Genomic DNA, 14,802 nt, shown 5'->3' with positions numbered 1-14,802 from the left:
TGATAATATTAAATTTTATCATTTTTTAAATTTAGTATGTTATCATCACGCTTCATTTTTTGATAAAGGAGAAACAATGGCTGTAAAAATTACCGATATTTGCATTAGCTGCGGCTCATGCATCGACGAGTGTCCGGTAAATGCGATCGTGGACGATAGCGATAACCCAAGCGGCGAGGATAGCTACTACGTATATGCCGATAAATGCGTCGAGTGCGTGGGTTACAACGACGAGCCTGCGTGCGCAAACGCCTGTCCGACTGATGGCTGTATCGTCTGGAGCGACATCGTGGCGGGTCAACCTAGCAGGGATAGTATAGGTGCGGATCTGCGCAGCGGAGATACCCCGGTATTTGCTTAACAGATAAAATTCCGCGATCAAATGCGCGGAATTTTAATTCATTCAATCCTTAAATAAATTTTAACCTATTTTTCGATACAATCCGCCTTTCACTTTAAGGAGATTATATGCAGCAAACGCTTTCTATTATTAAGCCTGATGCCGTTAAAAAGGGCGTTATCGGCAAAATTATCGATCGTTTCGAAAGCCACGGACTAAGAATCGCAGCGGCTAAAAAATTATGCCTAAGCGCCGAAGATGCGGGTAAATTTTATGAAATTCACAAGGATCGCCCTTTTTATAAGGATCTGATTGAGTTTATGACTAGCGGTCCCGTGGTCGTAATGGTGCTAGAAGGCGATGATGCCGTAGCTAAAAATCGTGCGCTAATGGGCGCTACCGATCCGAAAAAAGCCGATAAAGGCACGATCAGAGCGGACTTTGCAGACAGCATCGACGCTAATGCCGTTCACGGCAGCGACAGCCTAGAAAACGCAAAAACCGAGATCGCATTTTTCTTTGCAAAAAGAGAAATTTGCTAAGAGTGCCACGTGAAGATCGCTTTTGCTAAAATTTCCGCCGCGCCCGTGCCGTTTGAAATTTCGCAAGACAGGCTTAAGCTCAGCGGAAATTTAAAACGAAAGGACTCTAAGTTTATCAAGTGTAAGGGCGAAATTAAGGGTAAAATTCCATACATTTGCGACCGCTGCGGCAAAGAATTCGATCTTGACGTAAACGAGAGCGTAAATTTGCTTTTAAGCGAAGGCGTTTTTAACGACGAAAGGCACGAAAGCTTGGACGTTATGGAGTTTTTCGGCGCCGAAGTTGATCTGGATGAAATTTTAAGAAGCGAAACGGAAGCTTTTAAAAGCGACTATTTTTATTGCGAAGAATGCAAGAACTAAATTTATAAAGGAGAAAAAATGGCAGTTCCAAAGCGAAGAGTTAGTAAAACTCGTGCGGCAAAAAGACGCACTCACTACAAAGTGACCCTTCCAATCCCCGTCAAAGATAAAGACGGAAGCTGGAAAATTCCGCATAGAATAAACAAAACTACGGGCGAATATTAATCCGATGATTTCCGTTGCTATAGACGCGATGGGCGGTGATTTCGGCTGCGAGCCGATAATAAACGGAGTCGTAGATGCGCTGCGAGAGCGTAAATTTAATGCGTTTTTGGTAGGCGACGAAGCGCAAATCAAGCCTTTTATTCCACAAGATCAAGGCTTTGAGAAATATATCACTTACGTAGCTGCAAGCGAAGTTTTCGAGATGAAAGAGGGCGCAACCGATGCTCTCAAACGCAAAGAGAGCAGCATCTTTAAAGCGGTCGATCTAGTAAAAGACGGCACTTGCAAAGCCGTGGTATCCGCAGGACACAGCGGCGCTACGATGAGTCTTGCGACGCTTCGCATAGGCAGGCTAAAAGGCATTTTGCGCCCGGCGATTGCTACGTTGATGCCAAATTCCACAGGTGGACGCACGCTCGTGCTTGATGTGGGCGCTTATGTGGATTGTAAGCCAGAGAATTTGTTTCAATTCGCGATTATGGGCGAAGCATATGCCAAGGAGATTATGGGTTTAAACGCACCACGCATCGGCTTATTATCCAACGGCGAGGAGGATAGTAAAGGCAACGAGGTAACAAAAGAAGCCTTTCATATGCTTAAGAAGATGCAAAATTTTATCGGTAATGTCGAAGGCAATCAAATTTTTGACGGCTCGGTAGACGTGGTCGTGTGCGACGGATTTATCGGCAACATTATGCTAAAATCCAGCGAAGGTGTCGCAAGCGCTATCGGCAAACTTATCAAAAACGAAACAAAAAAATCTCCGATTGCTATCGCTGGCTCCATTTTGATGAAGCGCGTCTTTAAGATAATCAAAAAAAGCACAGACTACGACGAATACGGCGGCGCGCCGCTTTTGGGCGTCAAAGAGTGCGTCATCATAAGCCATGGCAAAAGCACTCCGAAAGCCGTTAAAAACGCGATCTTTCAAGCGCTTAAATTTGCAGATTCTAAAATCAACTCCGCGATAGAAAGCGAAATTTCTTCAAACGAATAGGAAAACGAATGCAAAAAGCCTCGATGATCTCAATCGCAGCATACGCGCCGAGCGAAATTTTAACCAATTTCGATCTTGAAAAGATGGTTGAAACGAGCGATGAATGGATCGTCAAGCGAACAGGCATTCATGAGCGCCGTATCGCGAAGGGCGAGAGTACTAGTGATTTAGGCGTGAAAGCGGCGTTCAAGGCGATCGAGCGTAGCGGCTTACAAAAAAACGAGATCGATGCGATAATTTGCGCCACGATCTCGCCCGATTATTTCTGCATGCCCTCGACCGCGTGCGTTATCGCGGATAAACTGGGTTTAAATTTCGGCATCACGGCGTTTGATATAAATGCCGCCTGTACGGGCTTCATCTATCTTTTAGAGCTTGCAAAATCCCTCATCGAAAGCGGTGCTAAAAAACACGTGTTGATAATCGGCACGGAAAAGTTAAGCTCGATAGTCGATTGGAGCGATCGCGCTACGTGCATACTTTTCGGCGACGGTGCGGGCGCTGCGGTTATCGCGGCGCGCGACGATAACGAAATCATCGACATTCATACCGCTAGCGACGGCAGCAAAGGTGATCTTCTCATTACCCCGGCTCCGGGCAGCGTAAATCCGCTTAGCAGGAAGATCATTGACGAAAAGCTAGGTTTCATGCAGATGGCGGGGCGCGAGGTCTTTAAAATCGCGGTACCGACGCTCAGTAACGACGTCGTGGAGATTTTGGAGAAAAATAAAATTTCGCCCGAGCAGGTCGATCTTTTTATCCCGCATCAGGCAAATTTACGCATTATCGAGGCGGTCAAGGCTAGACTGGAATTTAGCGACGAGCAGTGCGTGCTTACAATCGGCAAATACGGTAACACGAGCTCGGCGTCGATCCCGATGGCGATAAATGACGCTTACGAGAGTGGCAGGCTCAAAAACGGCTCGCTTATGCTACTTGATGCGTTCGGCGGCGGCTTTACGTGGGGTAGTGCGCTTTTGAAATTCGGTGGCAAGAGCGCAAAATAATATCATAGCTTTTAATTTAGCATTTTAATTCTATAAATGGATTGTTTTAATCCCTAATAATATGAAATTATGCTGTATAAATCGGCGGATTTGTAGTTTATAAGCGGAATTTATGTCTAATTAGGATGGAATCAGGCGTATTGTAAAAGCGTAGAATTTTTATCGTTGTGTTGTTACTTCAATTCCCGATGAGATAAAAATTTAATGCATCAAAAGGCATATTTATAGGATGTTATATAGTCTTAATTCCTCAATTCTACCTTTGAATTTAGCACTTTGAAATTCTAAATTCGATGCCGTTTTTTTGCTAACTAAAAATTCCATAAATTCTTATAAATCAAAATAGCTAAAGCAAAATTTATTCACCACCAATTTTTTTAAATCAGAACTACTATTTAGATTTCTTACCTATTAAAGGTTACTATTAATTATAAAGAATTTTCAAGATTTACTTAATTTGCTCAAGATAGAATTTAAATTTTAATTTCTAAAGTTATTTGCTAAATATTTCTACTTTGTTTAAGAATTCCCTCATTTTTTTTTTTGCTATACTCTTTGGTTACTGAAAGGAAAAACATGCCAAATGTTAGAATTTTTATTTCGATTCCTCTAGTGCTTGCATTAAGTGGCTGCGCCGCACTTAACGACAACCTAGGTAAGGTCGGCGGAGTTACTATAGGCTCTGCGGGCGGTGCGGCGATAGGTAAGCAAATAGGTGGTAAGCGCGGTGTGGTTGTAGGCTCGATAATAGGCGGTGCGATCGGATATTTCATCGGAGATTATATTGATCAAAGGAGGGCTGAGCAGAAAAAGATATCACAAGAATACGGCGTACATACGGCATCTGAAGACGTCAAAGCTGGTGATAAAAAAGGTGATAGATTGAGTGTAGCGACCGACGATAATCAATTTGCTGTTGGCAAAAGCAGCTTGAATCCTAGAGCTAACGAATATTTTACTAAAATTGCCCAAACCTACAAAAATAGCGGCAGGAAAATTTTAGTAGTAGGACATACCGATGATAGTGGCTCAAGTGCTACGAATCAAAAATTATCAGAAGAGCGCGCCAAAACTGTAGGAAAGATTTTTGCTGCCAATGGTACCGCGAAACAAAATATCTATTATTGGGGTGCGGGCGAATCTCAACCTATCGCCGATAATAATAAAGCAGATGGCAGGATGAAAAATAGGCGTGTGGAGATTATAGAGCTGGAGAGCGAAGCGGATATCATAAAATATACACAAGGCATAAAGGTGGATCCGAGCTACTTTACTAGATTGCGGCAGCCTGCTGCAACTTTTAGTGGCAAAGGAGCACCGAAGTTGGCGCGGGATTCTAAGCATAGTGGTAAGCTAGCTTCTGATAGTGTTTCTACTAAAGCAAGCAGCACATCTAATAGCTTAGGGCAAGAGCGCAATAGTGATAAGCCAAAAGGTGAAAAAATCGCTAGCGCTAAAATTCAAAGTGGTACGGAAAATCAAGGCGATAAAATTTCAAAGCACGATGAAATTTCTACGCGAGGCGTAAAAACCACAGAGAATACCAAGCTTTCTAAAAACATTGCGGGATCAGGCAATGCGGTAGTAGATTTCGGCGGAGAGCCAGCGCATGGTCAGGCATTTATGCTAGCAAGCGAATACGGTGGCGAGAAACAAGGCTTTTCATTCATCACCAAAGCTTATGCGAGCGATGGCTTTATGTCTAGTTGCGCTTTCGACGAATACCATGCGGATGGCGCGGTTAAGGCTTTAGCTAGCGGTAAAGAGCTACCTAAGACTACCGAGTTTAAAAAGGCTCTAAACGGCGGCGTTTGGAGTGCGACGTTAAATGATAATCTTGTAGCGCTTGCGCCCGTTAGCGTTTTAGCTCAAGATGGAAAGGCTAGCGCAAATCCTAAAATTTACATCTATAAAGGCTATATCCAAGGCAGCAATAGTAAGGCAGACTATCAAATTCAAGGCAAGGTCAATACTTATGAAGGTGAAAAAGGCCTACTTTACCGTGTATTTACTAGTGATAAAAACTCCCCGCTTAAATGTATAGATATCGTTTTTGACGACAAAAATACAATACACTCGAAGGGCTATTTGTATTATAGTCTTTCAAACGGAGCATTATTAGAAAAGGGCTTTGAAATTAAGCCGTTATCAAGGAAATAAAATGAAAGAAGTAATGGATTTTATATCGTTATATAGGCTATGGATTTCGGCAGTTATCGCAACTATAGTGCTGATATTATTAATCATAAAATTCTGGGATAATATCAAGTTCTGGTGGCTTTGTACTTGGACTAGCTTCCCGCTCATAGGGACAATAGCACGAAGTTATAAGAAGGAAAATGGCCTTCCTGATAATTCCGCTTGGTTTAAAAGCGAAACGCAAATTTGTTCTAAATTTTATAGTTTTTATGCAAAATATATGGATGCCGATAAGGATTTTTTTGAAACTTGCGAAAAATATTTAGCAAAAGTAGGAGAAAAAGGCAGGGCTGAATTTCCTATTTTTATGTGGATTGTTGTATTTTTATTAGTAGTTGTGGAGGCTATGGGGTTTGCGTATGTACTCGCAGGATACACCATTCCAGGCGCTAGTGAATCGTTACAGCAAAAAGGTGCAGTAGCTATCGCTTTTGTAATCTCTATAATATTGGTAGGCTTTACGCACCTTACCGGAGGTGAAATTCATAAAAATGAACTTATAAGAGACGCGCGCGAACAGTGGGACAGCGACGATAGCAAAGATAAAGGTAATTTTGTAGCGGATGGTGGCATTATGCTGTCTAACAATAAGGATGATGATGGAAAAAAGCCTTGGAAGCAGCTTATAAATAGACTAAATGCAAATGTGGCGAGATGGTATATAACGACTATTACCGCAATTTTAATCGTATTAATCGCAGTCGGTGCTACCTATGTGCGCGGACAGGTGTTAGAAAAGCAGCTCAATCAAGAAATTTCAAATATCTCTACTAATGTCTATGAAAGCGCCCCTGCAGAACTTGGTCAAATTCAAGCAAATGCAGATAAAAAGGCTTTAATAGAGCAGCAAGAAGCTGATAAGAAAGGTGGTTGGGCTACATTTATAGTTTTAGCTGTACTTTTTGTATTTATTCAAATTTTAGGAATACTCTTTGGCTGGAAATGGGGCTTTGCAGGTAAAGAGAGTGCGGAAGCTTATAGACATATAAGGGGTTACGCTAATGCAAATGATTTTGAGAGAGCTCATGAAAGAAAGAAAGAGATTATAGTAACCAAGGCTGATGAGAAACTAGCCGAACTTAGACCAAGAATATCAGCTCATCTAAAAAAAGTAGGTATTAATAAAGATGAGCAGGATATGTTAAAATCGGTAAAAGATAGAAATTTTAGTAATTATATAGCAGTGAGGATTCAAGATCAAGAAGATAGAAAAAAACATGAAAAGAGTCTTTCGCAATACAATAAGTCTTTAGAAAATGACGACATAAAATCTACGGAAGCAGCACCTATAAAAGAGAATACGACGAAACAACCGCAGCCTGCTATGCAAAATACGCAAAGCCTCGAGCCGAAGCAACCCGCTACAAGCGTTGATTTAAAAGAGGTGCAAGAGCGCGTAGATGAGCTAAGTGATTTTATCAAAGCTCAAAGAGACAAAGGCGATGCTGCAGATATGGCGAAATTGGAAAAATATAAAGCTAAGCTAAATAAAAATTTAGAAATTCTAATAGATCAAACGAAAGCAGAGATCGCTGATAAGTTAGCTCGGAACGAAAGTCTTGACGAGCTAAATGAAAAGCTGAAAGAGCAGCTGTCTATGCTAAAAGCGGAGGATTAAGATGAGGAAAATTCTATTATTTTGCGCCATGATTTGTGCTGTGGCGTTTGCGCTACCTAACTGCTATGAGATCAATAAGATCGAAAAAAAGAGTGAGATTAATGAAGCGGTTTTTGTTTTGATAGATGAGACAACGCCTTTTAACGAGCCGTTAAAAGAGTAAGTGGTAAATAATGCTCTGAGATTTGCGCAGGCTGGAAATTACGTTTTCGTGGCAAAATTTTCCGCTTTTTTGCAAGGACGGTATAACGAAGTAATGTTTGATTTCGCGCTAGATACGCCTCTAAGTGATGATGAGCGATATGATCTGAATAAAAACACCCTTGCCAAATTTGATAAATGTTTAAAAGATCAGGTGAGCTTCGTCAAAAAAACTATGAGCGAAAAGATAAATGAAGCGTTTTTAAAGGAAGGTGATCAAGTCGCTAAGTCAGATATTTTTTATGCGCTCAAGGATTTTGCGGCAAATTCTATTGAGCCGCGTGAAGCGAAAAGCAAGATCGTAATTTTAGCTTCGGATATGCTAGAGAATTCCTCTGTGACGAGCTTTTATACTAAAGGCGCACCTCGCTTGATCGACGGCAAAAAGGAGCTTGGAATTTTAGAAAAGAATGATCTTTTTACAGATTTTACGGGCGCAAAAATTTATATCGTAGGCGCAGGGCTTAGCGAAGGCAAAAAAAGCTATGTAAGTCCTCAGATTCTAAATTCTTTAAGCGCGTTTTGGAGCGAATATTTTACGAAATCGAACGCTACGCTTGTTGAGATGGGCACGCCTGCGTTAAAACGCAAGGTAAAATAGCGCAGAATTTTACGCAGCTCTGTCTTTGCGAAATTTATTAAAAAGCTATTTCGCGGGCATCTTTGCGCTTGCAGCGTGGATTTTAACGAACATTACAATCGCGCTTCAGGCGCATTTAAATTCTAAAGACCTGATTCAAATTTTATTATAGTGATCGCTAAAACTCAGCATCAAAAGCATAAATTTGTATTTATATAACACAGCAAATAAAAATTCTGTTTCATAATTTCAAAACTTAAAATTTTATCTTGTGAGGATTTAAAATTTTAGTGGATATCGCGTTTTACTCGTGCGCTCGGTTTAAAATTTTAAATAACGTAAAATCCCAAATTCTCGTGCTTAAGGATAATTTTTCTGATCTCTTTTAGTAATCTGAGCGAGGCTTCGATTTCGACGCGGCGGGTGCTGACACTCTCGACGTTTGCGCCTACGCTTACGCCTTTTGCGAGGGCGTATTTATAGATGAAATCAAACATCTCTGCGCACAGCGCTGTTGAACTTTGCAAAATATCGACGCTGCTTTGCAGCCGTTGCTGCAAAAAATCGGGCACCGAGATGCCAAGCCATTTCATAAACTCAAGCGTCTTTAGGCTACCGCACGGCGTGAAAGTAAAGATTATCGGTACCTTTTTGCACTCCAAAGTGGCGTAATCGTCGATGAAATCTTTGGCATTTTGCACATTATAAACCGCCTGAGTGATAAAAAATTCGCACCCGTCCGCAGTCTTCTCCGCGATTTTTAGGTGCTCGTCGCGGCTCTTTTCATGGCGTTCAGGAATGCAGATGCCGCCTAGACAAAGATGCGGCGCCACGAGTCGCTTGATCTCATAGGCGCGGCTTAGATGCAGCTTGCATTCTTCGTTTTTAGAGCTCGCCCCCACGAAAACACCCAGCCCGCTTGCGGCATGTCTTAGAATTTCGCAAAATTCCGCCTCGTCGTATTTGCCTACCGCGCGATAGATGATCGCTTCTTTATCGGTGTGTAGATACTGCGTGTAGTAGCGCGCAGGATCGATCGTATGCACAAAAGGGAAGGTCCGCTCATCTTTCGTGCGTGCGCTTTCATCTTGTAGATCGTAGATGACGATGCCGTCGCATTCACATTCGCCTAGGCGCTGCGACCACGCCGTACCTAGGCGCTCGAGCTCGTCTTGAGAGGACGTGATTTTAGGCGGAACGATGCCATAGAGCAAAATTCCGCTTTTTCCGTTTCTAATTTTTTCTTTTAACACTTGCCATTCCTTGATTTTTTGCGCATTTTAGCAAATTTAAATTTAAAAATTTAAATGATATAATGCCGAGCAAATTGCAAATTTAAGGAACGCAATGAAAACGCTTCAAGAAAATTTAAAGCTTTTTTATCTGGGGCTCGAAAACAGCGAGCCGTTTTTGTATAAAAACAAGGATCTGACGACCCACGCGCTTATCATCGGAATGACCGGCAGCGGTAAAACGGGACTTGGCATCACACTGCTAGAGGAAGCCGCGATCGATAATATCCCATCCATCATCATCGATCCGAAAGGCGATCTGACAAATTTAGCTCTTACCTTTCCGCAGATGAGGGCTGAAGATTTTGAGCCCTATATCGACGAGGCCGAGGCGCAAAACAAAGGTCTTAGCGTGCGCGAGTACGCAGAACAGACGGCAACTGCTTGGCGCGAAGGTATCGAGGGCTCATATCAAGATCTGGCGCGAGTACAGCTTCTGAAAAACAGCGCTGATTTTAGAATTTATACGCCCAAATCAAGCGCAGGCCTTGGAATTAGCCTGCTAAGCGACTTTGAAGCGCCGAAGGGCTTAAACGAAGAGGATCTGAACAACTATATCGGCGGTATCGCCACTAGCGTGCTAAGCCTGGCAGGGATTAGCAGCGACAATCTAAGCTCGCCGGAATTTTTGCTGATCAGCCAAATTTTGTCTTATCATTTCGGTAGGGGCGAGGGGGTGAGCGTAGTGGATCTCATCGCGCAGATCGGCAACCCGCCATTCGATAAAATCGGCGTTTTCGACGTTAATACCTTTTTCCCGAGCGATAAGCGAATGGCGCTTGCGATGAAGATTAACGCGCTCATCGCAAGCCCGAGCTTTAAGCTTTGGTGCGAGGGCGAGCGGCTAAATATCGCTAAGATGCTCTTTGATGAAAACGGCAGAGCGAGGGCGAATATATTTTCCATCGCGCATCTAAACGACGATGAGAGGATGTTTTTCGTCACGCTACTTTTGGGCGAGATGATCAAATGGATGCGCACCACCAGCGGCACGAGTTCCTTGCGCGCCGTGCTTTATATGGATGAAATTTACGGCTTTTTTCCGCCAAACGGCAATCCGCCGAGCAAAACCCCGATGCTTACGCTGCTAAAGCAGGCTCGCGCGTTCGGACTTGGCTGCGTATTATCGACGCAAAACCCGGTCGATCTCGATTATAAGGGGCTTAGCAATATCGGTACGTGGTTTATCGGGCGCTTGCAGACCGCGCAGGATAAAGAGCGCGTCATCAGCGGCCTAAGCGGCATCGGCTCAAATCCGATCGACAAAAGCGTGCTGATGGAGAAAATTTCAAACCTCAAAAAGCGAAGCTTTTTGGTAAAAAACATCAACGAGGACGTGCTGCGAGTGATCGAGACGCGTTTTGCGCTAAGCTATCTAAAAGGCCCTTTAAGCAACGAGCAAATTTCAAATTTAATGAAAGACAAAAAGACTGAAATTTCGTCCGTGTCGGGCGCCGCTCAAGGCGTCAAATCCGCTGGTGCCGCCAAACCCGTAGTTTCTGCTGAAATTTCGCAGCTTTACAGCTACGGCGCGAGCCTTGAGCTAAGCCCGTATCTGTATGCAAGCGCGAAGATGCGATTTTGCGACAAGGGAGTCGATTTTACGCAGCAGCGCTCCTTTTTGCTTTCGCTTTCGGACGGGGGCGAAATCGATTGGGGTGAGGCCAGCACGCGAGAGGTTGCAAATTTAAGCGCACAGGAGCAAGCTGGCTCGCTCTACAGCGCGCTTCCTAGCTTCATCGCGGGAGCAAAAAATTTAAACGCTCAGCTTAAAAGCTTTAAGGAGTGGCTATATCGCAATGAAAAGTTAGAACTTTTTAGCGCGCTTGATCTGCTCTCAAAACCGGGCGAGAGCAGGGAGGAGTTTTTTGTGCGCCTAAGCGATAAGGCGAACGAAATTTTAGAGGCCAAAACCGACGAGATCGCGGCTAAATTTGAAAAGGAAAAGGTGCGCCTTGAGGATAAAATTTCGCGCGCTAGCGAAAAGTATGAAAAGGAAAAGGGCGACGTGCTAAGTCGCGGGGTGGATGCGGCGCTAAACATAGGCGGAGCGATCTTAGGCGCGTTTTTAGGCCGCTCGCGCAGCGCTAGCAATATCTCCAAAGCGATCAGCGGCGCCAAGAGCGCGCATAAAATTTTAAACGAACGAAGCGAAGCCAAAAATGCACAAAACAGCCTAAGCGCGCTGCAAGAGGAGCTGGAGGTGCTCACACAGAAATTTGAGGCTGAAGTGGACGCGCTAAAACAGAGCCTGGATCTGAAAAATATTAAACTCGAAACGAAAGAAATTTCGCCGAAGAAAACCGACATCTACGACGAGAAAATTTCACTGCTTTGGAAGAGTTAAAGGGAGAATTTTATGGATAAACTTAGTGAAATTTTAAATATCATATACGCCGCACTCTGCGATCCGAGCTCAAAATATTTTCTAGGAGACGAGCATGGAATTCTAGGAAGCGGAATTCTTGGAATTTTATATAGGACATTTACGGCGCCGAATTTTTGGTGCTACTTTGCTGCGTATCTGATCGCTGCGATCCCCTTTGGGCTTTTGATCGGCAGATACCTAGGCGGCGTGGATATCAAAAGTGAGGGCAGTGGCTCCATAGGTGCCACCAACGTCCTTCGCGTCTTAAAAACTCGCGATCCGCAAAAAGCAAAAAAGCTCGCGATCCTCACCGTCGCCTGCGACGCGCTAAAGGGCATCCTGCCGATACTGATCGCGCGGGCTTTAGGCTTTGATGAAAACGTGCTATGGAGCATGGCTGTCTTTGCAGTACTTGGGCATTGCTTCAGCCCGTATCTGAAATTTAACGGCGGCAAGGGCATTGCGACGGGAGCCGGCGTGCTTGCTTGCTTTATTCCTATCGAGATTGTTATTGCGCTTGCCGTTTGGTTCGTGGTCGGCAAGACGGTTAAAATTTCATCCGTAGCCTCGCTTGCAGCGGCGCTTGCGCTAGTCGTAGCAAGCTACGTGATCCATCCGCAGATGCCAGCAATCAACACTCATGCGCCGATCTTTCTGATAGTTTTCATCGTATTTTACAAACACGCGCCGAATATCGCCAGGCTGCTTAAGGGCGAGGAAAAGCGCGTAGTATGATTAAAATTTTAATCGAAAAGCTGGAATTTGGCGCGATAATCGGGACGCTGGATTTTGAGCGCAAGCGCGAGCAGCGCGTCTGGGTGTGGGCGAAGTTCGGAGCGGAGGAATTTATCGACTATGCGCGGGTTTGCGAATATATCAAAGCGGAGTTCCGCGAGAAAAAATTTCGCCTCGTAGAGGACGCGCTAAAATACTTCGCGCAGGAGTTTCACTCAAAATTTCGATCGATGGATTATTTTTATATGAAAATTTTAAAGCCCGAAATTTTACAAGACGCGAGCGTCGGCGCGGAAATAGAGATAAAATTTTAAAATTTCTTTAAAAAATCTTGAAATTTTGCTTAAAATATGTTAAAATCGCCGCAAAATTTTAAGGCAAGGAAATTAAATGAGAATTTTAATAGTCGAGGACGAGGTGACTTTAAACAAGACGATAGCGGAGGGCTTGATGGAGTTCGGCTATCAGACGGATACTTCCGAGAGTTTTAAGGACGCAGAGTATTATATCGGCATTAGAAATTATGATTTGGTGCTAACCGATTGGATGCTAGCTGACGGTAACGGCATCGATCTCATCGCATTAGTTAAGCAAAAATCCGCGCGCACCTCTGTCGTCGTGCTATCTGCAAAAGACGATAAAGAAAGCGAGATCAAAGCACTTCGCGCGGGCGCGGACGATTTTATCAAAAAACCTTTCGACTTTGATGTTTTAGTAGCGCGCCTTGAGGCTAGACTTCGCTTCGGTGGCTCAAATATCATCAAGATCGACGATCTAATCATTGATCCTGATGAGGAAAAAATTACTTATTTAGGCCAAGAGATCGAGCTTAAGGGCAAGCCGTTTGAGGTTCTAACGCACCTAGCGCGCCACAGCGATCAGATCGTAAGCAAAGAGCAGCTGCTAGACGCCATCTGGGAGGAGCCCGAGCTTGTTACGCCAAACGTCATTGAAGTAGCGATCAATCAAATCCGCCAGAAAATGGATAAGCCTCTAAATATCTCTACGATCGAGACCGTTCGCAGACGCGGATATAGATTTTGCTTTCCACAAAAAGCCTAAGAGTCCGCTTTGTAATACAATTAGCATCCGCTTCGTTGATGCTAATTGTCATTTTTTCGGTAATGCTCTATAATTATATGAGAATTACCATCTTCGAAACTCCCGTTCAAAATTTAATCCAAAGAGCACAAAAAATCGTAGACGCCTCCGTGACGCCTGAGAAAATTTCATCTTTTTTGCAAAACACGCCGGGCGAATACGAGAGCAAAATCATCGAAAACGAAAGTATCAATAAGCCTAAATTTATCGAAAGTTCCGAGGGCGGCAGGAGCTATTTACAGCTGCACTACCCTTATGGTAAGGATAAAATTTTAAGCATCAAAGCAGACGTGAGCGTCTATGCAAACATCGTAAATCAAATACTCATCGACATCATTTTGGTAAATTTGACGATGATATTTTTGGTGGTATTTTACGCGATGTTTCTTTCTCGCATGCTGTTGATGCCGATTAAGCTGATCAGCCAAAGGCTCGCTTCGGTGGATGAAAAATTTCTAAAGCCGATCGACGCAGCGGAAATTCCAAGTGAATTTAGCCCGCTTTCAAACAGCATTAACCGCCTACTTGAGCGTATCGAGACCTTCATTTTGTATCAAAAAGAGCTTTTTATCGGCATCGCGCACGAGCTTAAGACTCCACTTGCGGTTATGAAAACCAAAAACGAAGTTACGCTTCTTAAGCCGCGCGAGAGCGAGAAATATATCGAGGCGCTTAAAAATAACAACGATTCGATCGATAATATGAATAAAATGATCAGCTCCATCCTAGAGATCGGGCGGCAGGAGGGGGCACAGTTTGAGGCGCCTGAGCAGACCGATATGATCGCGTATCTACGGGAGCTATGCGTAGGCTTTAAAATTTTAGCGCGTACGGCAGGCAAGGACTTGACGATGGATCTTAAGCCTGAACAGCTTGAAATTTCGGTGCAGAAAAGCCTTTTTATGCACGTGATTCAAAATTTTATCCAAAACGCCATAAAATTTTCTCCGGACGGCGAAAAGGTACTGATCGAGAGCGAAATTTCGGACGGAAATTTCATCGTGCGGGTCGCAAATAAGGGCGAGCCGCTTAACGAAGAGATCGATTATTTCGCCCCTTTTAAGCGCTATGGCGGCAAACCGGGAGCCGGACTCGGGCTATTTTTAGCCAAAAATGCTGCTCAAGCGATGGGCGCGCAAGTAGATCTTAAAAACGACAAAGGGCGCTCGCTAATCGTCGCGATTTTCAAACTTCCGCTAAAAAATTTAAGAAATAGCCTGAAATTCCGCTATTTTAAAACAAAATGAAGCTTTTTATGGTATAAACGCCATAAATTTTTTCGTAAGGTAAAATT

General features: G+C 43.7%; 16 protein-coding genes. 15 read left to right on the top strand and 1 reads right to left on the bottom strand.

Annotated elements, in window-relative coordinates:
* Positions 1 to 76 precede the first annotated feature (76 nt).
* From Q0144_RS08810 to Q0144_RS08765, 10 genes are all read left to right on the top strand, one after another.
* On the top strand, positions 77 to 361 hold the full coding sequence (locus Q0144_RS08810) for a 4Fe-4S dicluster domain-containing protein (RefSeq protein WP_297903244.1): 285 nt from the start codon (positions 77 to 79) through the stop codon (positions 359 to 361).
* A gap of 107 nt (positions 362 to 468) precedes the next feature.
* Positions 469 to 882 (top strand): nucleoside-diphosphate kinase, encoded by a 414-nt coding sequence (gene ndk / locus Q0144_RS08805; protein WP_177388469.1) that lies wholly within the window; start codon positions 469 to 471, stop codon positions 880 to 882.
* Positions 883 to 891: 9 nt separating this feature from the next.
* Complete coding sequence (locus tag Q0144_RS08800) at positions 892 to 1,245, top strand: hypothetical protein (RefSeq protein ID WP_298063433.1); 354 nt, start codon at positions 892 to 894, stop codon at positions 1,243 to 1,245.
* Positions 1,246 to 1,263: 18 nt separating this feature from the next.
* On the top strand, positions 1,264 to 1,410 hold the full coding sequence (rpmF, locus tag Q0144_RS08795) for a 50S ribosomal protein L32 (RefSeq protein WP_005871250.1): 147 nt from the start codon (positions 1,264 to 1,266) through the stop codon (positions 1,408 to 1,410).
* A 4-nt stretch (positions 1,411 to 1,414) separates the two neighbouring features.
* Positions 1,415 to 2,407: a phosphate acyltransferase PlsX gene (plsX, locus tag Q0144_RS08790; RefSeq protein ID WP_298063431.1), complete on the top strand. Its 993-nt coding sequence runs from the start codon at positions 1,415 to 1,417 to the stop codon at positions 2,405 to 2,407.
* An 8-nt stretch (positions 2,408 to 2,415) separates the two neighbouring features.
* Entirely contained in the window at positions 2,416 to 3,414 is a 999-nt protein-coding gene (locus Q0144_RS08785; RefSeq protein ID WP_298063428.1) for a beta-ketoacyl-ACP synthase III, read from the top strand.
* A 576-nt stretch (positions 3,415 to 3,990) separates the two neighbouring features.
* The gene (locus tag Q0144_RS08780) at positions 3,991 to 5,574 is read left to right on the top strand and encodes an OmpA family protein (RefSeq protein WP_298063426.1); all 1,584 of its coding nucleotides are present in this window, start codon (positions 3,991 to 3,993) and stop codon (positions 5,572 to 5,574) included.
* A 1-nt stretch (position 5,575) separates the two neighbouring features.
* The gene (locus Q0144_RS08775) at positions 5,576 to 7,231 is read left to right on the top strand and encodes a hypothetical protein (protein ID WP_298063423.1); all 1,656 of its coding nucleotides are present in this window, start codon (positions 5,576 to 5,578) and stop codon (positions 7,229 to 7,231) included.
* Position 7,232: 1 nt separating this feature from the next.
* The gene (locus Q0144_RS08770; RefSeq protein ID WP_298063420.1) at positions 7,233 to 7,394 is read left to right on the top strand and encodes a hypothetical protein; all 162 of its coding nucleotides are present in this window, start codon (positions 7,233 to 7,235) and stop codon (positions 7,392 to 7,394) included.
* A gap of 93 nt (positions 7,395 to 7,487) precedes the next feature.
* Positions 7,488 to 8,033: a hypothetical protein gene (locus Q0144_RS08765; protein ID WP_298063418.1), complete on the top strand. Its 546-nt coding sequence runs from the start codon at positions 7,488 to 7,490 to the stop codon at positions 8,031 to 8,033.
* Positions 8,034 to 8,341: 308 nt separating this feature from the next.
* On the opposite strand, the gene Q0144_RS08760 is transcribed toward Q0144_RS08765, so the two are convergent.
* Positions 8,342 to 9,265, bottom strand: coding sequence for a methylenetetrahydrofolate reductase (locus Q0144_RS08760; RefSeq protein ID WP_298063415.1), 924 nt, complete (start codon positions 9,263 to 9,265; stop codon positions 8,342 to 8,344).
* A gap of 94 nt (positions 9,266 to 9,359) precedes the next feature.
* Between Q0144_RS08760 and Q0144_RS08755 the strand changes: the two genes are divergently transcribed.
* The 5 genes from Q0144_RS08755 (at position 9,360) to Q0144_RS08735 (ending at position 14,755) form a co-directional block, all read left to right on the top strand.
* Positions 9,360 to 11,651 (top strand): DUF87 domain-containing protein, encoded by a 2,292-nt coding sequence (locus tag Q0144_RS08755; RefSeq protein ID WP_298063412.1) that lies wholly within the window; start codon positions 9,360 to 9,362, stop codon positions 11,649 to 11,651.
* A gap of 12 nt (positions 11,652 to 11,663) precedes the next feature.
* Complete coding sequence (plsY, locus tag Q0144_RS08750; protein WP_298063409.1) at positions 11,664 to 12,407, top strand: glycerol-3-phosphate 1-O-acyltransferase PlsY; 744 nt, start codon at positions 11,664 to 11,666, stop codon at positions 12,405 to 12,407.
* Positions 12,404 to 12,721 (top strand): dihydroneopterin aldolase, encoded by a 318-nt coding sequence (locus tag Q0144_RS08745; RefSeq protein WP_177388069.1) that lies wholly within the window; start codon positions 12,404 to 12,406, stop codon positions 12,719 to 12,721. The genes plsY and Q0144_RS08745 overlap by 4 nt, the downstream gene beginning before the upstream one ends.
* A 76-nt stretch (positions 12,722 to 12,797) precedes the next feature.
* Positions 12,798 to 13,469 (top strand): homeostatic response regulator transcription factor HsrA, encoded by a 672-nt coding sequence (gene hsrA / locus Q0144_RS08740; protein ID WP_005871260.1) that lies wholly within the window; start codon positions 12,798 to 12,800, stop codon positions 13,467 to 13,469.
* Between the two features lie 38 nt (positions 13,470 to 13,507).
* Positions 13,508 to 14,755: a HAMP domain-containing sensor histidine kinase gene (locus tag Q0144_RS08735; RefSeq protein ID WP_298063405.1), complete on the top strand. Its 1,248-nt coding sequence runs from the start codon at positions 13,508 to 13,510 to the stop codon at positions 14,753 to 14,755.
* Positions 14,756 to 14,802: the final 47 nt, after the last annotated feature.

Source organism: uncultured Campylobacter sp. (assembly GCF_938045345.1).
Lineage (GTDB): Bacteria > Campylobacterota > Campylobacteria > Campylobacterales > Campylobacteraceae > Campylobacter_B.
Note: the sequence above shows the minus strand (reverse complement) of the source record. Positions and strands in the feature narration are given on the sequence as shown.

Bases quoted from the DNA above. Each gene is read 5' to 3' on its own strand.
- Q0144_RS08745 (WP_177388069.1), top strand. From the start codon at position 12,404: ATGATTAAAATTTTAATCGAAAAGCTGGAATTTGGCGCGATAATCGGG.
- Q0144_RS08770 (WP_298063420.1), top strand. From the start codon at position 7,233: ATGAGGAAAATTCTATTATTTTGCGCCATGATTTGTGCTGTGGCGTTT.
- Q0144_RS08765 (WP_298063418.1), top strand. From the start codon at position 7,488: ATGTTTGATTTCGCGCTAGATACGCCTCTAAGTGATGATGAGCGATAT.
- Q0144_RS08785 (WP_298063428.1), top strand. From the start codon at position 2,416: ATGCAAAAAGCCTCGATGATCTCAATCGCAGCATACGCGCCGAGCGAA.
- Q0144_RS08810 (WP_297903244.1), top strand. From the start codon at position 77: ATGGCTGTAAAAATTACCGATATTTGCATTAGCTGCGGCTCATGCATC.
- ndk (WP_177388469.1), top strand. From the start codon at position 469: ATGCAGCAAACGCTTTCTATTATTAAGCCTGATGCCGTTAAAAAGGGC.
- hsrA (WP_005871260.1), top strand. From the start codon at position 12,798: ATGAGAATTTTAATAGTCGAGGACGAGGTGACTTTAAACAAGACGATA.
- Q0144_RS08755 (WP_298063412.1), top strand. From the start codon at position 9,360: ATGAAAACGCTTCAAGAAAATTTAAAGCTTTTTTATCTGGGGCTCGAA.
- plsY (WP_298063409.1), top strand. From the start codon at position 11,664: ATGGATAAACTTAGTGAAATTTTAAATATCATATACGCCGCACTCTGC.
- rpmF (WP_005871250.1), top strand. From the start codon at position 1,264: ATGGCAGTTCCAAAGCGAAGAGTTAGTAAAACTCGTGCGGCAAAAAGA.
- plsX (WP_298063431.1), top strand. From the start codon at position 1,415: ATGATTTCCGTTGCTATAGACGCGATGGGCGGTGATTTCGGCTGCGAG.
- Q0144_RS08780 (WP_298063426.1), top strand. From the start codon at position 3,991: ATGCCAAATGTTAGAATTTTTATTTCGATTCCTCTAGTGCTTGCATTA.
- Q0144_RS08735 (WP_298063405.1), top strand. From the start codon at position 13,508: ATGCTAATTGTCATTTTTTCGGTAATGCTCTATAATTATATGAGAATT.
- Q0144_RS08775 (WP_298063423.1), top strand. From the start codon at position 5,576: ATGAAAGAAGTAATGGATTTTATATCGTTATATAGGCTATGGATTTCG.